General features: G+C 72.6%; 13 protein-coding genes. 11 read left to right on the top strand and 2 right to left on the bottom strand.

The window, feature by feature from the left end; all coding sequences use genetic code 11:
* Window positions 1-12 precede the first annotated feature (12 nt).
* The 10 genes from dhaK (at window position 13) to QT381_RS00085 (ending at window position 11,559) form a co-directional block, all read left to right on the top strand.
* Window positions 13-1,011: a dihydroxyacetone kinase subunit DhaK gene (dhaK, locus tag QT381_RS00130; RefSeq protein WP_289246531.1), complete on the top strand. Its 999-nt coding sequence runs from the start codon at window positions 13-15 to the stop codon at window positions 1,009-1,011.
* Window positions 1,012-1,015: 4 nt separating this feature from the next.
* The gene (gene dhaL / locus QT381_RS00125) at window positions 1,016-1,648 is read left to right on the top strand and encodes a dihydroxyacetone kinase subunit DhaL (protein ID WP_289246530.1); all 633 of its coding nucleotides are present in this window, start codon (window positions 1,016-1,018) and stop codon (window positions 1,646-1,648) included.
* The gene (gene dhaM, locus QT381_RS00120; protein ID WP_289246529.1) at window positions 1,645-2,451 is read left to right on the top strand and encodes a dihydroxyacetone kinase phosphoryl donor subunit DhaM; all 807 of its coding nucleotides are present in this window, start codon (window positions 1,645-1,647) and stop codon (window positions 2,449-2,451) included. Before dhaL ends, dhaM begins: the two co-directional genes overlap by 4 nt.
* 116 nt (window positions 2,452-2,567) lie before the next feature.
* A complete protein-coding gene (locus tag QT381_RS00115; protein WP_289246528.1) occupies window positions 2,568-3,773 on the top strand; it encodes a cell division protein PerM in 1,206 nt (401 codons plus the stop codon).
* Window positions 3,774-3,802: 29 nt separating this feature from the next.
* Entirely contained in the window at window positions 3,803-4,441 is a 639-nt protein-coding gene (gene purN / locus QT381_RS00110; protein WP_289246526.1) for a phosphoribosylglycinamide formyltransferase, read from the top strand.
* On the top strand, window positions 4,438-6,024 hold the full coding sequence (gene purH / locus QT381_RS00105; RefSeq protein WP_289246525.1) for a bifunctional phosphoribosylaminoimidazolecarboxamide formyltransferase/IMP cyclohydrolase: 1,587 nt from the start codon (window positions 4,438-4,440) through the stop codon (window positions 6,022-6,024). The genes purN and purH overlap by 4 nt, the downstream gene beginning before the upstream one ends.
* Window positions 6,025-6,097: 73 nt before the next feature.
* Window positions 6,098-7,309, top strand: coding sequence for a dimethylargininase (gene ddaH / locus QT381_RS00100; protein ID WP_289246524.1), 1,212 nt, complete (start codon window positions 6,098-6,100; stop codon window positions 7,307-7,309).
* Between the two features lie 355 nt (window positions 7,310-7,664).
* Window positions 7,665-7,823 carry a hypothetical protein gene (locus QT381_RS00095; protein WP_289246522.1) on the top strand — a complete coding sequence of 53 codons (159 nt, stop codon included), beginning with the start codon at window positions 7,665-7,667 and terminating at the stop codon, window positions 7,821-7,823.
* Between the two features lie 236 nt (window positions 7,824-8,059).
* Window positions 8,060-9,757, top strand: coding sequence for an ABC transporter ATP-binding protein (locus QT381_RS00090; RefSeq protein ID WP_289246855.1), 1,698 nt, complete (start codon window positions 8,060-8,062; stop codon window positions 9,755-9,757).
* Entirely contained in the window at window positions 9,754-11,559 is a 1,806-nt protein-coding gene (locus tag QT381_RS00085; RefSeq protein ID WP_289246521.1) for an ABC transporter ATP-binding protein, read from the top strand. The genes QT381_RS00090 and QT381_RS00085 overlap by 4 nt, the downstream gene beginning before the upstream one ends.
* Before the next feature lie 451 nt (window positions 11,560-12,010).
* Here QT381_RS00085 and QT381_RS00080 read toward each other — a convergent pair whose 3' ends face one another.
* Together QT381_RS00080 and QT381_RS00075 are read right to left on the bottom strand one after the other, a co-directional pair.
* Window positions 12,011-12,427: an MGMT family protein gene (locus tag QT381_RS00080; RefSeq protein WP_289246520.1), complete on the bottom strand. Its 417-nt coding sequence runs from the start codon at window positions 12,425-12,427 to the stop codon at window positions 12,011-12,013.
* Complete coding sequence (locus QT381_RS00075) at window positions 12,424-12,876, bottom strand: GNAT family N-acetyltransferase (RefSeq protein WP_289246518.1); 453 nt, start codon at window positions 12,874-12,876, stop codon at window positions 12,424-12,426. Before QT381_RS00075 ends, QT381_RS00080 begins: the two co-directional genes overlap by 4 nt.
* A 108-nt stretch (window positions 12,877-12,984) precedes the next feature.
* Between QT381_RS00075 and QT381_RS00070 the strand changes: the two genes are divergently transcribed.
* Entirely contained in the window at window positions 12,985-14,199 is a 1,215-nt protein-coding gene (locus QT381_RS00070; protein ID WP_289246516.1) for an NADP-dependent isocitrate dehydrogenase, read from the top strand.
* Window positions 14,200-14,311: the final 112 nt, after the last annotated feature.

The raw sequence follows: 14,311 nt of genomic DNA, 5'->3' as shown, positions 1-14,311 counted from the left end.
CCGGAGCGAGCGATGAAGAAGCTCATCAACTCGCCGGACACCGTCCTCGCCGACACCCTCGCGGGCATCGCGGCCGCGCACCCGGAGCTGCGCGTCGACCTCGAGAATCGCGTCATCTACCGCGGTGAACCCACCCGACCGGGCAAGGTTGCCATCCTCTCGGGCGGCGGCTCCGGCCACGAGCCGCTGCACGGCGGGTTCGTCGGCCTCGGGATGCTCGACGCCGCGTGCGCGGGCGAGATGTTCACATCGCCCACGCCCGACCAGATGCAGGCCGCGACGCTCGCCGTCGACGCCGGGGCCGGCGTGCTGCACGTCGTGAAGAACTACACGGGCGACGTGATGAACTTCGAGATGGCGGCCGAGCTCGCCGGGCTCGAGAGCGGCGTCGAGGTCGCGACCGTCGTGACCGACGACGACGTCGCCGTGCAGGACTCGCTCTACACGGCCGGCCGCCGCGGCGTCGGCATCACGGTGCTGCTCGAGAAGATCGCGGGAGCCGCGGCCGAGGAGGGCGCACCCCTCGCCGAGGTCGCGCGCATCGCCGAGGAGGTCAACGCGAACGGGCGCTCGATGGGCATGGCGCTCACGAGCTGCACCGTCCCCGCGGCGGGTAAGCCGACCTTCGAGCTGCCGGACGACCAGATGGAGATCGGCATCGGCATCCACGGAGAGCCCGGCCGGGAGCGGGTGCCGCTCGCGCCCGCGGCCGACATCGCGGCACTGCTCGTCGAGCCCGTGCTCGCCGACCTCGACTTCACGGGCGGGCCGACGATCGTCATGCTCAACGGCATGGGCGGCTCGCCCCTGCACGAGCTCTACCTCATGTTCGGGGAGGTCAAGAAGCTGCTCGACGCGCACGGCGTGAGCGTCGCGCGCAGCCTCGTCGGCAACTACATCACGAGCCTCGACATGGCGGGCTGCTCGCTCACCGTACTGCGCGCGAGCGACGAGATGCTGCGGCTCTGGGACGCGCCCGTCAACACGGCCGGCCTGCGCTGGGGGGTCTAGGGGCATGGCGGACGACACCGTCGCGATCGACGGCCTCGTCGCATGGCTCGCGGGATTCCGCGACCGCGTGACCGAGAACCGGGCCTACCTCACCGAGCTCGACTCGGCGATCGGCGACGCCGACCACGGCGCCAACATGGCGCGCGGCATGGCGGCGGTCATGGACAAGCTCGACGGCGGCACGCCGGCGACCGTCGACGAGCTGTTCACGAGTGTCGGAATGACCCTCGTCACGACGGTCGGCGGGGCGAGCGGCCCGCTCTACGGCACCTTCTTCCTCCGGTTCGGCCGCGCCGCGGGCGCGGTGGACGAGCTCGACGCCGCCGCGCTCGGCGGCGCGCTGCGCGCCGGGTTCGAGGGCGTGCTCGCCCGTGGCAAGGCGGAGCCCGGCGACAAGACCATGGTCGACGCGATGGGGCCGGCCATCGACGCGTTCGACCAGGGGGTCGGCGCGGGAGCCGCGGCCGCCGCGCGCGCCGCCGCGACCGCCGCCGCCGAGGGGCGCGACGCGACGACTGCGCTCGTCGCCCGCAAGGGCCGCGCGAGCTACCTCGGCGAGCGCAGCGCCGGGCACCTCGACCCCGGCGCGATGAGCACGGCCTACCTCTTCGAGGCGCTCGCGGACGCGCTCCCGTGATCGGCATCGTCGTCGTCTCGCACAGCCCCGCGCTCGCCGAGGCCGCGGTCGCGCTCGCGGGCGAGATGGTGCGCGAGGGCGGGCCGGCGGTGCGCGTCGCCGCGGGCGCCGGCGACGACGTGACCGGCACCGACGCCACGCGCGTCGCCGACGCCATCCGCGCGGTCGCCGGCCCCGACGGCGTGCTCGTGCTCATGGACCTCGGCTCCGCGGTGCTGAGCGCCGAGCTCGCGCTCGAGCTCGCCGCCGACCTCGACGTGCCGGTGCGGCTGAGCGCCGCGCCGTTCGTCGAGGGACTCGTCGCCGCCGTGGTGCGCGCCGCCGGCGGGGCGAGCCTCGACGAGGTCGACGAGGAGGCCCGGATCGCGCTCGCGCCCAAGATCGCGGCGCTCGGCGAGCCGGGCGCACCGGATGCCGCATCCGCCCCAGGGGCGTCCGTCCCCGCCGCGTCCGCGGGCGCCGCGTCTGCGGGCGCGGCGTCTGCGGGCGCGGATGCTGCCGGAGAACCGGCGTCGAGCGCGGAGATCACGCTGCTGAACCCGTCCGGCCTGCACGCGCGGCCGGTCGCGGAGCTCGTGCGGCGGCTGTCGGCCTTCGACGCGCGCGTGACGGCGACGAACCCCCGCACCGGGCGCGGTCCGGTGCGCGCCGACAGCACGATCGCGCTGCTCACGCTCGGTGCCCAGCACGGCGACACGGTGCGCTTCGATGCGGCCGGCCCGCAGGCGGCCGAGGCGATCGACGCCGTGCGGCTCCTCGCCGCGAACGGGTTCGGCGAGGGCACCGTCCCGGACGACGGCTGACCCGGCCGCGGCGCTCCCCGCTCGCGGCGCTCCCGGCCCGGCCCTCCCGGCCGCTCCGGCGCGCGCGGCGGGGCGGCCCGGGGCGCGCCGGGGTCGCCGATAGGCTCGCGAGCGCCATGAACCGACCGCTCACCGCCGTGTTCGCCGCGCTCGAGGCGCTGCTCGTCGTCGGGGTCGGGGTCGGCATCCCGCTCGCGATGCTCACCATCGTGTGGGCCGTGCAGTTCGGCTTCGCGCTCGACTGGGGCGCGTTCTGGCGGGCGGGCGTCGACACCTGGCTCGTCGGCCACGGCGTCGACGTGAGCATCGCGCTCGACCCGGCCACGGCATCCGCGCTCGGACTCGCGGGGAGCGACGCGCGCTTCGCCGTCTCGATCGCCGCGCTCGGCTTCGCAGGGCTCACCCTCGCGCTCGCGGTGCGGGCCGGGCGGCGCGTGGCCGAGACGCGCTTCCGTGTGTTCGGGGAGGTCGTCGCGATCGGCACGTTCGCGGTGCTGAGCCTCGGCCTCGCGCTCACGGCGCAGCACCCCGCGGCCTCGACCGACATCGCCCAGGCCGTCATCGCCCCGACGCTCGTGTTCGCGGTCGGGGTCGTCGTCGGCTCGCTGCGCACCCGGCGCGCGGAGGGCGACGACAACGGCAGCTCGCTGCGCGACTGGGTCGCCGACTGGCGTCCGGAGACGCGCGACTCGTGGCGCGCGGTGCTCGCCGGCGGGGCGTTCGCGACGGCATCCGTCGTGCTCGTGGCCGCCCTGCTCGTGGCCGTGCTGCTCGTCGCCGGCTACGCGCGCATCATCACGCTCTACGAGTCGCTGCACGCCGAGGTGCTCGGCGGCATCGCCCTCACCCTCGGCCAGCTCGCGCTGCTGCCCGACCTCGTCGTCTGGGCCGCATCGTGGCTCGTCGGCCCCGGATTCGCGCTCGGCACCGGATCGACGGTGTCGCCCGTCGGCACGAGCCTCGGGCCGGTGCCCGCGATCCCCGTGCTCGGCGCGCTGCCCGAGGGCGCGCTCGCCTGGGGCTTCGTCGGGCTCGCGATCCCGGTCGTCGCGGCGTTCCTCGCGGGGCTCGTCGTGCACCCCCGGCTCGCCGAGCACGCCCCGCCCGCGCCGGGACGCATCGTCGCGGTCGGCCTCGGCATCGGCATCGTCGGCGGCGCGCTGCTCGGGCTGCTCGCCTGGCTCGCGAGCGGGTCCGTCGGGCCCGGGCGGCTCGCCGACGTCGGCCCGGACGCGTTCGCCGTCGGGGGCTTCGCGGCGCTCGAGTTCGCCGCGGCATCCGTCATCGCGCTCGCCGTCGCGTCGCGGCGCTCGCGGGGCTGAGCGCGCTCCCGCTCGGTAGGCTCGCTGTCGTGCTCTCGGTGGTCGTGCTCATCTCGGGTGGGGGATCGAACCTCCGCGCGCTGCTCGAGGCCGCCGAGCACCCGGACTTCCCGGCCCGCGTGGTCGCGATCGGCGCCGACCGCGACGCCGAGGGCTTCGACCACGCCGCGGACTTCGGCATCCCGACGTTCGCCGTCGCGCTGTCCAGCTTCGCCGACCGTGCCGCCTGGGGCGACGCGCTGCTCGAGCAGATCCTGGTCTGGGACCCCGACCTCGTCGTGCTCTCGGGATTCATGAAGCTGCTGCCCGAGCGCGTCGTCGAGCGGCTCGGCCCGCGCCTGATCAACACGCACCCGGCGTACCTGCCCGAGTTCCCGGGTGCGCACGGCGTGCGCGACGCGCTCGCCGCGGGCGTCGAGCAGACCGGCGCGAGCGTCATCGTCGTCGACGCCGGGGTCGACACCGGTCCGATCCTCGCCCAGGAGCGCATCCCGGTGCTGCCCGAGGACACCGAGGCGACGCTGCACGACCGCATCAAGCTCGTCGAGCGCCGCCTGCTCATCGAGACGGTCGCCGCGATCGCCACCGGCACCATCGACCTCGGGGCGTTCGGCCCCGATTCGCCCGACACCGATTCGCCCGACACCGAGGAGCTCTCGCCCGCATGAGCGGTCCCGCCATCGACCCCAGCCGCTACCGTCATCGCGACGTCGTGCCCATCCGGCGCGCGCTCGTCTCCGTGAGCGACAAGCACGGTCTCGTCGAACTCGCCGGAGCGCTCGCGGATGCCGGGGTCGAGATCGTCTCGACCGGCTCGACCGCGAACGTCATCCGCACCGCCGGCTACTCCGTGCTCGAGGTCGGCGAGGTCACCGGATATCCCGAGTCGCTCGACGGACGCGTGCGCACGCTGCACCCCACCATCCACTCCGGACTGCTCGCCGACCTGCGCCTCGAGTCGCACGAGGCCCAGCTCGCCGAGCAGGGGATCGCGCCGTTCGAGCTCGTCGTCTCCAACCTGTACCCGTTCGTCGAGACGGTCGCGTCGGGCGCCGTCGGCGACGCGGTCATCGAGCAGATCGACATCGGCGGGCCGGCCATGGTGCGCGCGAGCGCCAAGAACCACGCGAACGTCGCGATCGTGACCTCACCCGCGGACTACCCGCAGGTCGTCAAGGCGCTCACCCTCGGCGGCACGACCCTCGCGCAGCGCCAGCGCCTCGCCGCGAAGGCGTTCGCGCACACCGCGGCCTACGACGCCGCGGTCGCCGCGTGGTTCGCCGCCAACGTCGGGCTCACCGCCGACCCGGACGCGCTGCCCGACCGGCTGCTCGTCACGGCCGGCAAGCGCGCCGACCTGCGCTACGGCGAGAACGCCCACCAGCGCGCCGGCCTGTACCCGAGCGAGGGCGGCGCCGGCATCGCCCAGGCCGAGCAGCTGAACGGCAAGGAGATGTCGTACAACAACTACGTCGACGCGGATGCCGCGGTGCGGGCCGCCTACGACTTCGCCACCCCCGCGATCGCGATCATCAAGCACGCGAACCCGTGCGGCATCGCGACGGCCGACGACATCGCCGCGGCGCACGCCGCCGCGCACGCGTGCGACCCGGTCTCGGCCTACGGCGGCGTGATCGCCTCCAACCGCACGATCACGGCCGCAGCCGCCGAGTCGATCGCGCCGATCTTCACGGAGGTCGTCGTCGCGCCCGACTTCGAGCCCGAGGCGCTCGCGATCCTCACCGCCAAGAAGAACCTGCGCGTGCTGCGCCTGCCCGACGGCTTCGCGCGCACGAGCCTCGAGCTCAAGCAGCTCTCCGGCGGCTGGCTCGTGCAGGACGCGGACCAGCGGTTCACCCCGTTCGCCGACTGGACGCTCGTCGCCGGTCCCGCCGCGGACGAGGCGACCGCCGCCGACCTCGAGTTCGCCTGGCGGGCGTCGCGCGCCGTGAAGTCGAACGGCATCCTGCTCGCGTCGGGCGGGGCATCCGTCGGCGTCGGGATGGGCCAGGTCAACCGGGTGGACTCGTGCCGCCTGGCCGTGGAGCGCGCGGGTGACCGGGCCGCGGGCTCGGTCGCCGCATCCGACGCGTTCTTCCCGTTCGCCGACGGTGCGCAGATCCTGCTCGACGCGGGCGTGCGGGCGATCGTGCAGCCGGGCGGCTCGATCCGCGACGAGGAGGTCATCGCCGCGGCGCGCGCCGCGGGCGCCACGATGTACTTCACGGGCGAGCGGCACTTCTTCCACTGAGCCGCCGGCGGCCGAACCGAGCGCCGACGCGCTCTCGGCGTTCGCACGACCCGCGGTCCACTACCCTCGACTGGTGCCCGCACCCACGATCGCCCGCCGCATCATCGCGTCGCTCTCGAGCGCCGTCGCCATCGCGCTCACCGCCCACCTCGCCACGATCTTCGTGTTCGTGGTCGCCAACCAGCTGAGCTCGAACGCGCAGCTCATCCCGGCGGTGCACGACCGGTTCCTCGCGTCGAGCCTGCTGCTGCTCATCGCGCTGTTCGTGTTCGGGTTCATCGGCATCTTCCGCACCTGGTACGTCGCGCTCGTCACGGGACTGATCTTCGCCATCGCCTCGGCGCTCGGCGGCACCACCATCTACGCGGCCTCGAACGGCCAGGCCGCATCCGTGCTCGACCAGCTCGCGCTGCTCATCGGCGTCAACCTGCCGTTCGTCGTCGCCGCCACCCTCGGCGCCGTCTTCATCGGACCGCGGCTGACCCGCCGCGTGCTGCGTCCGACGGATGCCGCGGTCGCGATCGCGCGCCGGGTCGCCCTCGTGCGCGTGCCCGCCGACACGCTCGCCGACGGCATCGTCCGGTCCGCCGAGCGGCCGGCGATCGACCTGGACCTCGCGAACGACCAGTGGGACGCGTACGTGTCGGCCCTGCTCGAGAACGGCTGGAGCACGATCGAGGTCGAGCCGGCGAACACACTCGCCGACAGCGTCTTCGTCGAGGACGCCGCGGTCGTGTTCGGCGACACCGCGGTCGTCACGCGCCCCGGCGCCGCGTCGCGGCTCGCCGAGACCCCCGAGGTCGAGGCGTCGCTCGCCGAGCTCGGTCTGCGCATCGAGCGCATCGCCGAGCCGGGAACGCTCGACGGCGGCGACGTGCTCAAGGTCGGCCGCACCGTCTACGTCGGGCGCGGCGGTCGCACGAACGCGGAGGGCATCCGTCAGCTGCGCGCCCTGCTCGCCGACACCGGCCACCGCGTCGTCGCCGTGCCGGTGACGAAAGTGCTGCACCTGAAGAGCGCCGTCACGGCGCTGCCCGACGGTACCGTGCTCGGCCACCCGACCACGGTCGACGACCCGCGCGTGTTCGAGCGGTACCTCGAGGTGCCCGAGCCCGAGGGCGCGCACGTCGTCGTGCTCGCGGCGGATGCGGTGCTCATGGCCGCCTCGGCACCCCGCAGTGCCGAGCTCGTCGAGAGCCTCGGCTACCGCGTCGTGACGGTCGACGTCTCGGAGTTCGAGAAGCTCGACGGCTGCGTCACCTGCCTGTCGATCCGCATCCGCTGACGCGCTCCACTCCCCGCTGGTCGAGGAGCGCGCGACGGAGTCGCTTGTCCCTCCCGTTGGTCGAGGAGCGCGCGGCGGAGTCGCTTGTCCGCCCGCTGGTCGAGGAGCGCGCGACGCGAAGCGTCGCTCGCGTCTCGAGACCACCACGGATCTTCTCGGCGAGAGATGGTCTCGAGACGCCGGCTCGCTGCGCTCGCGGGCTCCTCGGCCAGCGGGGTGGTGGTTGCGCTCGCGGGCTCCTCGACCGAGAGGAGAGCGGCAAGCACCGTGCTGTTGCGCCGCGCGCGACGAGCGGCCTAGGCTGGAGGGCTGCGCCGCGCCCGCGACGTGGTCATCCAGCCACGAGGAGAGCACCATGACTGCCACCGTCACCACCCGTCGCCTCGTGGTCCTCAGCGCCGTGCGCTCGCGCGGTGCGGCGGGCACGAGTACTGCGGGCACGGATGCCGCGCGAACGAATACTGCGGGCACGGACGCGCCAGCGTCCCGGCGACCGCACCGCCGGGCGCGCTGACGCCCGGCCCCACGCGCATCCGTTCCGTGTCCCGCGGCTCAGGCCGCGCCCGTTCTCCGTTCTGCCCGGCGTCGCTCGACGCCCCCATCTGAAACCCGGGTTCTCCGTTGTCCTCGTCGACCCCTTCCCCTTCCCCTGATTCCCCTTCCCCCGACGGCTCGCAGCTCGGCGTCGTGCGCGCCATCGGGCGCCTGCTGCCGTTCGTGCGCCCTGCCCTGTCCCGCATCGTGCTCGGCATGGTGGCCGCCCTGTTCGCCGGCATCGTCGCGCTGCTCATCCCGCAGGTGCTGCGCGCGCTCGTCGACGGCCCGCTCTCCGACGGCGACGCGAGCGCCGTCTGGATCGCGTTCGTCGTCGTGCTCGCGCTCGGCATCGGCGAGGCGGTGATGATCGCGCTCCGGCGCTGGTTCGTGCTGACCCCCGGCACGCACGTCGAGGCCGCGATGCGCAACCGGCTGTACGCGCACCTGCAGAACCTGCCGGTCGCGTTCCACGACCGCTGGCCGAGCGGCCAGCTGCTGTCCCGCGCGGTGAGCGACCTCAACCTCATCCGTCGCTGGCTCTCGTTCGGGCTCGTGCTGCTCGTCGTCAACCTCGTCACGATCGTCGTCGGCATCGGCTTCCTGGTGAGCATCTCGCCGCTGCTCGGGCTCGTGTTCGTCGTGCTGTCCGTTCCCGTCGCGATGATCAGCTTCGCGTTCGAGAAGCGCTACCACGTCGTCGCGCGGCGCAGCCAGGACCAGCAGGGCGACCTCGCGACCGCGGTCGAGGAGAGCGTGCACGGCATCCGCGTGCTCAAGGCCTTCGGACGCGGCAAGCACGCGCTCGCGAGCTTCGCGCGCCAGGCCGAGGAACTGCGCGGCACCGAGATCGAGAAGGCGCGCGCCGTCGCGAACCTCTGGCTGTGGCTGCTGCTCGTGCCCGACGTCACGTGGGCGATCTGCCTGCTCATCGGCGTGCTGCAGGCCTCCGCGGGGCAGCTCACGATCGGCGAGCTCACCGCGTTCTTCGCCACGGCGACGGTGCTCCGCTTCCCCGTGGAGAGCATCGGCTTCCTGCTCTCGATGACGTTCGACACCCGCACGGCCGTCGACCGGCTCTTCGAGGTGCTCGACGAGCCCGACACGATCGTCGAGCCCGACGACCCGCAGACCATCGCCGAGCCGCACGGACGCCTCGCCTTCCGCGGCGTGCACTTCCGCTACCCGGATGCGCCCGCCGGCACGCGCGACCTCGTCGACGGCGTCGACCTCGACATCCGTGCCGGCGAGACCATGGCGCTCGTCGGCCTGACCGGCAGCGGCAAGTCGACGCTCACCGCCCTCACCACCCGGCTCTACGAGGTGACCGGCGGCTCGATCGAGATCGACGGCGTCGACATCCGGCGCCTGCGCCGCCACGAGCTGCGGGCGCGCATCGCGATGGCCTTCGAGGACGCGACGCTGTTCTCGGCATCCGTGCGCGAGAACGTGCTGCTCGGCCGCCCCGAGGGATCGCCGGCGGATGTGGACGAGGCGCTCGACATCGCGCAGGCCTCGTTCGCGCGCGAGCTGCCGCAGGGCCTCGACACGATCATCGGCGAGGAGGGGCTGTCGCTCTCCGGCGGCCAGCGCCAGCGGCTCGCGCTCGCCCGGGCGGTCGCGGCACGACCCGACATCCTCGTGCTCGACGACCCGCTGTCGGCGCTCGACGTCGACACCGAGGCGCTCGTCGAGGAGGCGCTGCGGCGCGTGCTCACGACGACCACAGCGCTCATCGTCGCGCACCGGCCGTCGACCGTCGCGCTCGCCGACCGGGTCGCCGTGCTGCGCGACGGCCGCATCGTCGCGGTCGGCCCGCACTCCGAGCTGATCGCGACGAACGAGCACTACCGGTTCGTCATCTCGAGTCTGGAAGCGGAGCGCGGGGACGCCCGCGAGGAGGTCGTGCGATGAGTCTCATCGGAGTGCAGGACGAGGAGCGCAGCGACCTCTCCCGGGCGGAGAGCCGCGCGATGCGCGACCGCTCGCTGCGGCTGCTCGGGTCCCTCGTGCGCCCGCTGCGCGGCCGGCTCGTGGTCACCGTCGTGGTCGTCGTGATCTCGACGGTGCTGCGCGTCGCGGGCCCGCTGCTCATCGCGTACGGCATCGACACCGGCCTGCCGGCGCTCACGGGCGGCGACCCGGTGCCCATCGCGATCGCGGTCGGCACGTTCGCCGCGGCATCCGTCGTCGGCGCGGTGCTCATGTACTCGTACCAGGTCTGGACGGCGCGCATCAGCCAGGCCGTGCTGCTCGAGCTGCGCACGCGCGTGTTCCGGCAGACGCAGCGGCTGTCGCTCGACTTCCACGAGAGCTACACGTCGGGCCGCATCATCGCGCGGCAGACGAGTGACCTGGACTCGATCCGCGAACTGCTCGACGGCGGCCTCAACAACCTCGTGCAGGGCGTGCTCTACATGGCGTTCACGGCCGTCGCGCTCGTCATCACCGACCCGACCGCGGGGCTCGTGCTGCTCGTCTCGCTCGTGCCGCTCGCGATCCTGTCGCGCTGGTTCCAGCGCAGCTCGCAGGTGCTGTTCCGCCGCTCGCGCGTGGCGAGCGCGAAGGTCATCGTGCACTTCGTCGAGACGATGACCGGCATCCGTGCGGTCAAGGCGTTCCGCAAGGAGAAGCGCAACGAGCGCGAGTTCGGCGACCTCGTCGAGGAGTACCGCGACGTCAACGCGAAGGTCATCGGCCTGTTCGGCGTCTTCGACCCGGGCCTCGTGCTCATCGGCAACGTCGCGCTCGCCGTCACGGTGCTCGTAGGCGGGCTCCGCGTGGCATCCGGGGCGCTCGCGATCGGCGCGCTGCTCGCGGTCGTGCTCTACGTGCGGCAGTTCTTCTCGCCCGCTCAGGACCTCGCGATGTTCTACAACGGCTACCAGTCCGCCGCCGCGGCGCTCGAGAAGATCTCGGGCGTGCTCGAGGAGAGCCCGACGGTCGCCGATCCGACGACGCCCATCGACCTCTGGCAGGCGAAGGGACACGTGCGGTTCGAGCGCGTGCACTTCGCGTACCGGGCGGATGCGGTGGTGCTGCCGCGCTTCGACCTCGACATCCCGGCGGGCCAGACGATCGCACTCGTCGGCTCGACGGGTGCCGGCAAGTCGACGCTCGCGAAGCTCATCTCGCGCTTCTACGACCCGACCGACGGGCGCGTGCTGCTCGACGGCGTGGACCTGCGCCAGCTGCACCCCAAGGACCTGCGCCGCGCGATCGTCATGGTCACGCAGGAGTCGTACCTGTTCTCCGGCTCGGTCGCCGAGAACATCGCGCTCGGCAACCCCGAGGCCACGCGGGAGCAGATCATCGAGGCCGCGAAGGCCGTCGGCGCGCACGCGTTCATCGAGCAGCTGCCGAACGGCTACGACACCGACGTGAACAAGCGCGGCGGGCGGGTCTCGGCCGGGCAGCGGCAGCTGCTCTCGTTCGCGCGGGCGTTCCTCGCGAACCCGCGCGTGCTCATCCTCGACGAGGCGACGGCGTCGCTCGACATCCCGAGCGAACGCCTCGTGCAGGAGGCGCTTCAGACCCTGCTCGCCGACCGCACCGCGGTGATCATCGCGCACCGGCTGTCGACGGTCGCGATCGCCGACCGCGTGCTCGTGATGGAGCACGGCCGGCTCGTCGAGGACGGCACGCCCGCGGAGCTCATCGCGGGCACCGGCCGCTTCGCCCAGTTGCACGCGGCTTGGCGCGACACTCTGGTGTGATCGAGCTGCTCGTCGTCCGGTGGTCGAGGAGCGCCCGAGCGGAGCGAGGTCGCGTCTCGAGACCACTCGTTCGGCCGAGGGAGTTGTGGTGGTCTCGAGACGCGGGCGACTTCGTCGCGCGCTCCTCGACCAGCGGGGGGTCGTCCTCCGCTTCGCTCGGTTGCACGCGGCTTGGCGCGACGCTCTGGTGTGATCGTGCTGCTCGTCGTCCGGTGGTCGAGGAGCGCCCGAGCGGAGCGAGGTCGCGTCTCGAGACCACTCGTCGTCCGTTGGTCGAGGAGTGCCCGAGCGGAGCGAGGTCGCGTCTCGAGACCACCGGGCTGATTCGTGGTGGTCTCGAGACGCGGGCGACTTCGTCGCGCGCTCCTCGACCGGCGGGGGGTCATCCTCTGCCTCGACCAGCGGGGGTGATCCAGCGGGGGTCATCCTCCGACGACGAGTCCCGGCGCGGTCAGTCGAACGGATCGACCGGGCGGTCGGGGTCGATCGACGCCTCGTCGTCGCCGCCGCCGGGGGACGACGCGTCGTCGGGCCACCAGCGCGCAGCGTCCAGGTCGACGCGGAACACCGTGCCGTCGCGCGACCAGCGCAGCGGGGTGCCCTCGGCGCGGTAGTACTCGAGCGCGATGTGCTCGTGGTCGACGGCGGGGTGCCCGCTCGCGCGCACGACGCGCCACCACGGATGCCCCGCGCCCCCGTACGCCATCACCTGGCCGACGCCGCGCGCCGCGCGCGATCCGATCGCGGCGGCGACGTCGCCGTACGCCATCGCCCGCCCCTCCGGGATGGCGTCGACGACCTCGAGCACGCGGGAGACGAAGTCGTCGCTCGCTCCCGCATCCGTCGCCGGACTGCGGCTCGGGCTCACAGAGCGATCGCGCCGATGCTCTCGCCGTACTGGGTCTCGCCGATGACGGTGAAGCCGACGCGGAGGAAGAACGCCTCCGGGCCCTCCTCGCCCGGCTCCCACAGCACGGTGAGCTGGTCGAAGCCGCGGCGGCGGGCCTCGTCGGCGACGGCCGCGACGACGAACCGGCCGACACCGGAGCCCTGGGCGTCCGCGGCGACGTTGATCCGCCAGATGCAGCAGCGGAACTCCTCCTGCGGGTTCTCCGCGTCGAAGTTGGCCCGGACGAATCCGACCACCCGGCCGTCGTCGACGACGACCCGCGGCCAGGTCGTGGCGGGGTTCACCGCGGCATCCGCGATCGCGTACGAGGTCGGCGTGACGAACTGCTCCTGGCCGGGACGCAGCGTCAGGCTGTTGGCCGCGACGATGTTCGCGGCGTTGAGGTCTTCGAGGCGCAGCTCCGACATACCCACAGGCTAACCGCCCCGCCCCGCGCAGATATCTCGATGTCGAGATATCTCGCCGAGGCGATAGGCTGAATCCCGGCTTTCTGGCGCGAACCGATGGAGGACAGCATGGCCAAGATCACGGTCGAGGGAACGGTCGTCGAGCTCGACGGCGACGAGATGACGCGCATCATCTGGCAGAAGATCAAGGACACCCTGATCCACCCGTACCTCGACATCGATCTCGAGTACTACGACCTCGGCATCGAGAACCGCGACGCGACGGATGACCAGGTCACCATCGACGCGGCGCATGCGATCCAGAGGCACGGCGTCGGCGTGAAGTGCGCCACGATCACGCCCGACGAGGCGCGCGTGACGGAGTTCGGGCTCAAGAAGATGTGGAAGAGCCCGAACGGCACGATCCGCAACATCCTCGGCGGTGTGATCTTCCGCGAGCCGATCATCATCAGCAACATCCCGCGCCTCGTGCCGGGCTGGAACAAGCCGATCATCGTCGGCCGCCACGCGTTCGGCGACCAGTACCGCGCCACCGACTTCGTGTTCAAGGGCAAGGGCAAGCTCACCGTCGAGTTCACCCCGGCCGACGGCAGCGAGCCGCTGAAGTTCGACGTGTACGACGCGCCCGACGACGGCATCGCGCAGGTGCAGTACAACCAGGATGCGTCGATCCGCGACTTCGCCCGCGCGAGCCTCAACTACGGCCTGCAGCGCAACTACCCGGTGTACCTGTCGACGAAGAACACGATCCTCAAGGCGTACGACGGCCGCTTCAAGGACATCTTCCAGGAGATCTTCGACGCCGAGTTCAAGGAGCAGTTCGACGCCGCCGGGCTCACCTACGAGCATCGGCTCATCGATGACATGGTCGCCTCCTCGCTCAAGTGGGAGGGCGGCTACGTCTGGGCGTGCAAGAACTACGACGGCGATGTGCAGAGCGACACGGTCGCGCAGGGCTTCGGCTCGCTCGGCCTCATGACGAGCGTGCTCACCACCCCCGACGGTGCGGTCGTCGAGGCGGAGGCGGCGCACGGCACGGTCACGCGTCACTACCGCCAGCACCAGGCGGGCAAGCCCACCTCGACGAACCCGATCGCGTCGATCTACGCGTGGACCCGCGGCCTGCTGCACCGGGCGAAGCTCGACGACAACGCGGCCCTCGCGGAGTTCGCGAACACGCTCGAGGACGTCGTCATCAAGGCCGTCGAGGGCGGTCACATGACGAAGGACCTCGCACTGCTCGTCGGCCCCGACCAGGCGTGGGAGACCACGGAGGAGTTCCTCGACACGCTCGACAAGGCCCTCGCCGCGCGCCTCGCGTAGTCCGCGGCGGCCGACCTGAACGGCCGGTGGCAGCATCCGCAGAGGATGCCGTCACCGGACGTTGGTCATCCGGCGCCGGGTCGCGGAAACATGCCCGTAACCCGAGCGGAGG

The organism is Galbitalea sp. SE-J8 (assembly GCF_030345695.1).
In the GTDB taxonomy this organism is placed as follows: Bacteria; Actinomycetota; Actinomycetes; order Actinomycetales; family Microbacteriaceae; genus JAUASV01.
This window is presented reverse-complemented; position numbering and strand designations above follow the sequence as displayed.

Coding starts and splice junctions, on each gene's coding strand:
- dhaK (WP_289246531.1), top strand. CDS start 13: ATGAAGAAGCTCATCAACTCGCCGGACACCGTCCTCGCCGACACCCTC.
- dhaL (WP_289246530.1), top strand. CDS start 1,016: ATGGCGGACGACACCGTCGCGATCGACGGCCTCGTCGCATGGCTCGCG.
- QT381_RS00115 (WP_289246528.1), top strand. CDS start 2,568: ATGAACCGACCGCTCACCGCCGTGTTCGCCGCGCTCGAGGCGCTGCTC.
- purH (WP_289246525.1), top strand. CDS start 4,438: ATGAGCGGTCCCGCCATCGACCCCAGCCGCTACCGTCATCGCGACGTC.
- QT381_RS00095 (WP_289246522.1), top strand. CDS start 7,665: ATGACTGCCACCGTCACCACCCGTCGCCTCGTGGTCCTCAGCGCCGTG.
- QT381_RS00090 (WP_289246855.1), top strand. CDS start 8,060: ATGGTGGCCGCCCTGTTCGCCGGCATCGTCGCGCTGCTCATCCCGCAG.
- QT381_RS00085 (WP_289246521.1), top strand. CDS start 9,754: ATGAGTCTCATCGGAGTGCAGGACGAGGAGCGCAGCGACCTCTCCCGG.
- QT381_RS00075 (WP_289246518.1), bottom strand. CDS start 12,876: ATGTCGGAGCTGCGCCTCGAAGACCTCAACGCCGCGAACATCGTCGCG.
- QT381_RS00070 (WP_289246516.1), top strand. CDS start 12,985: ATGGCCAAGATCACGGTCGAGGGAACGGTCGTCGAGCTCGACGGCGAC.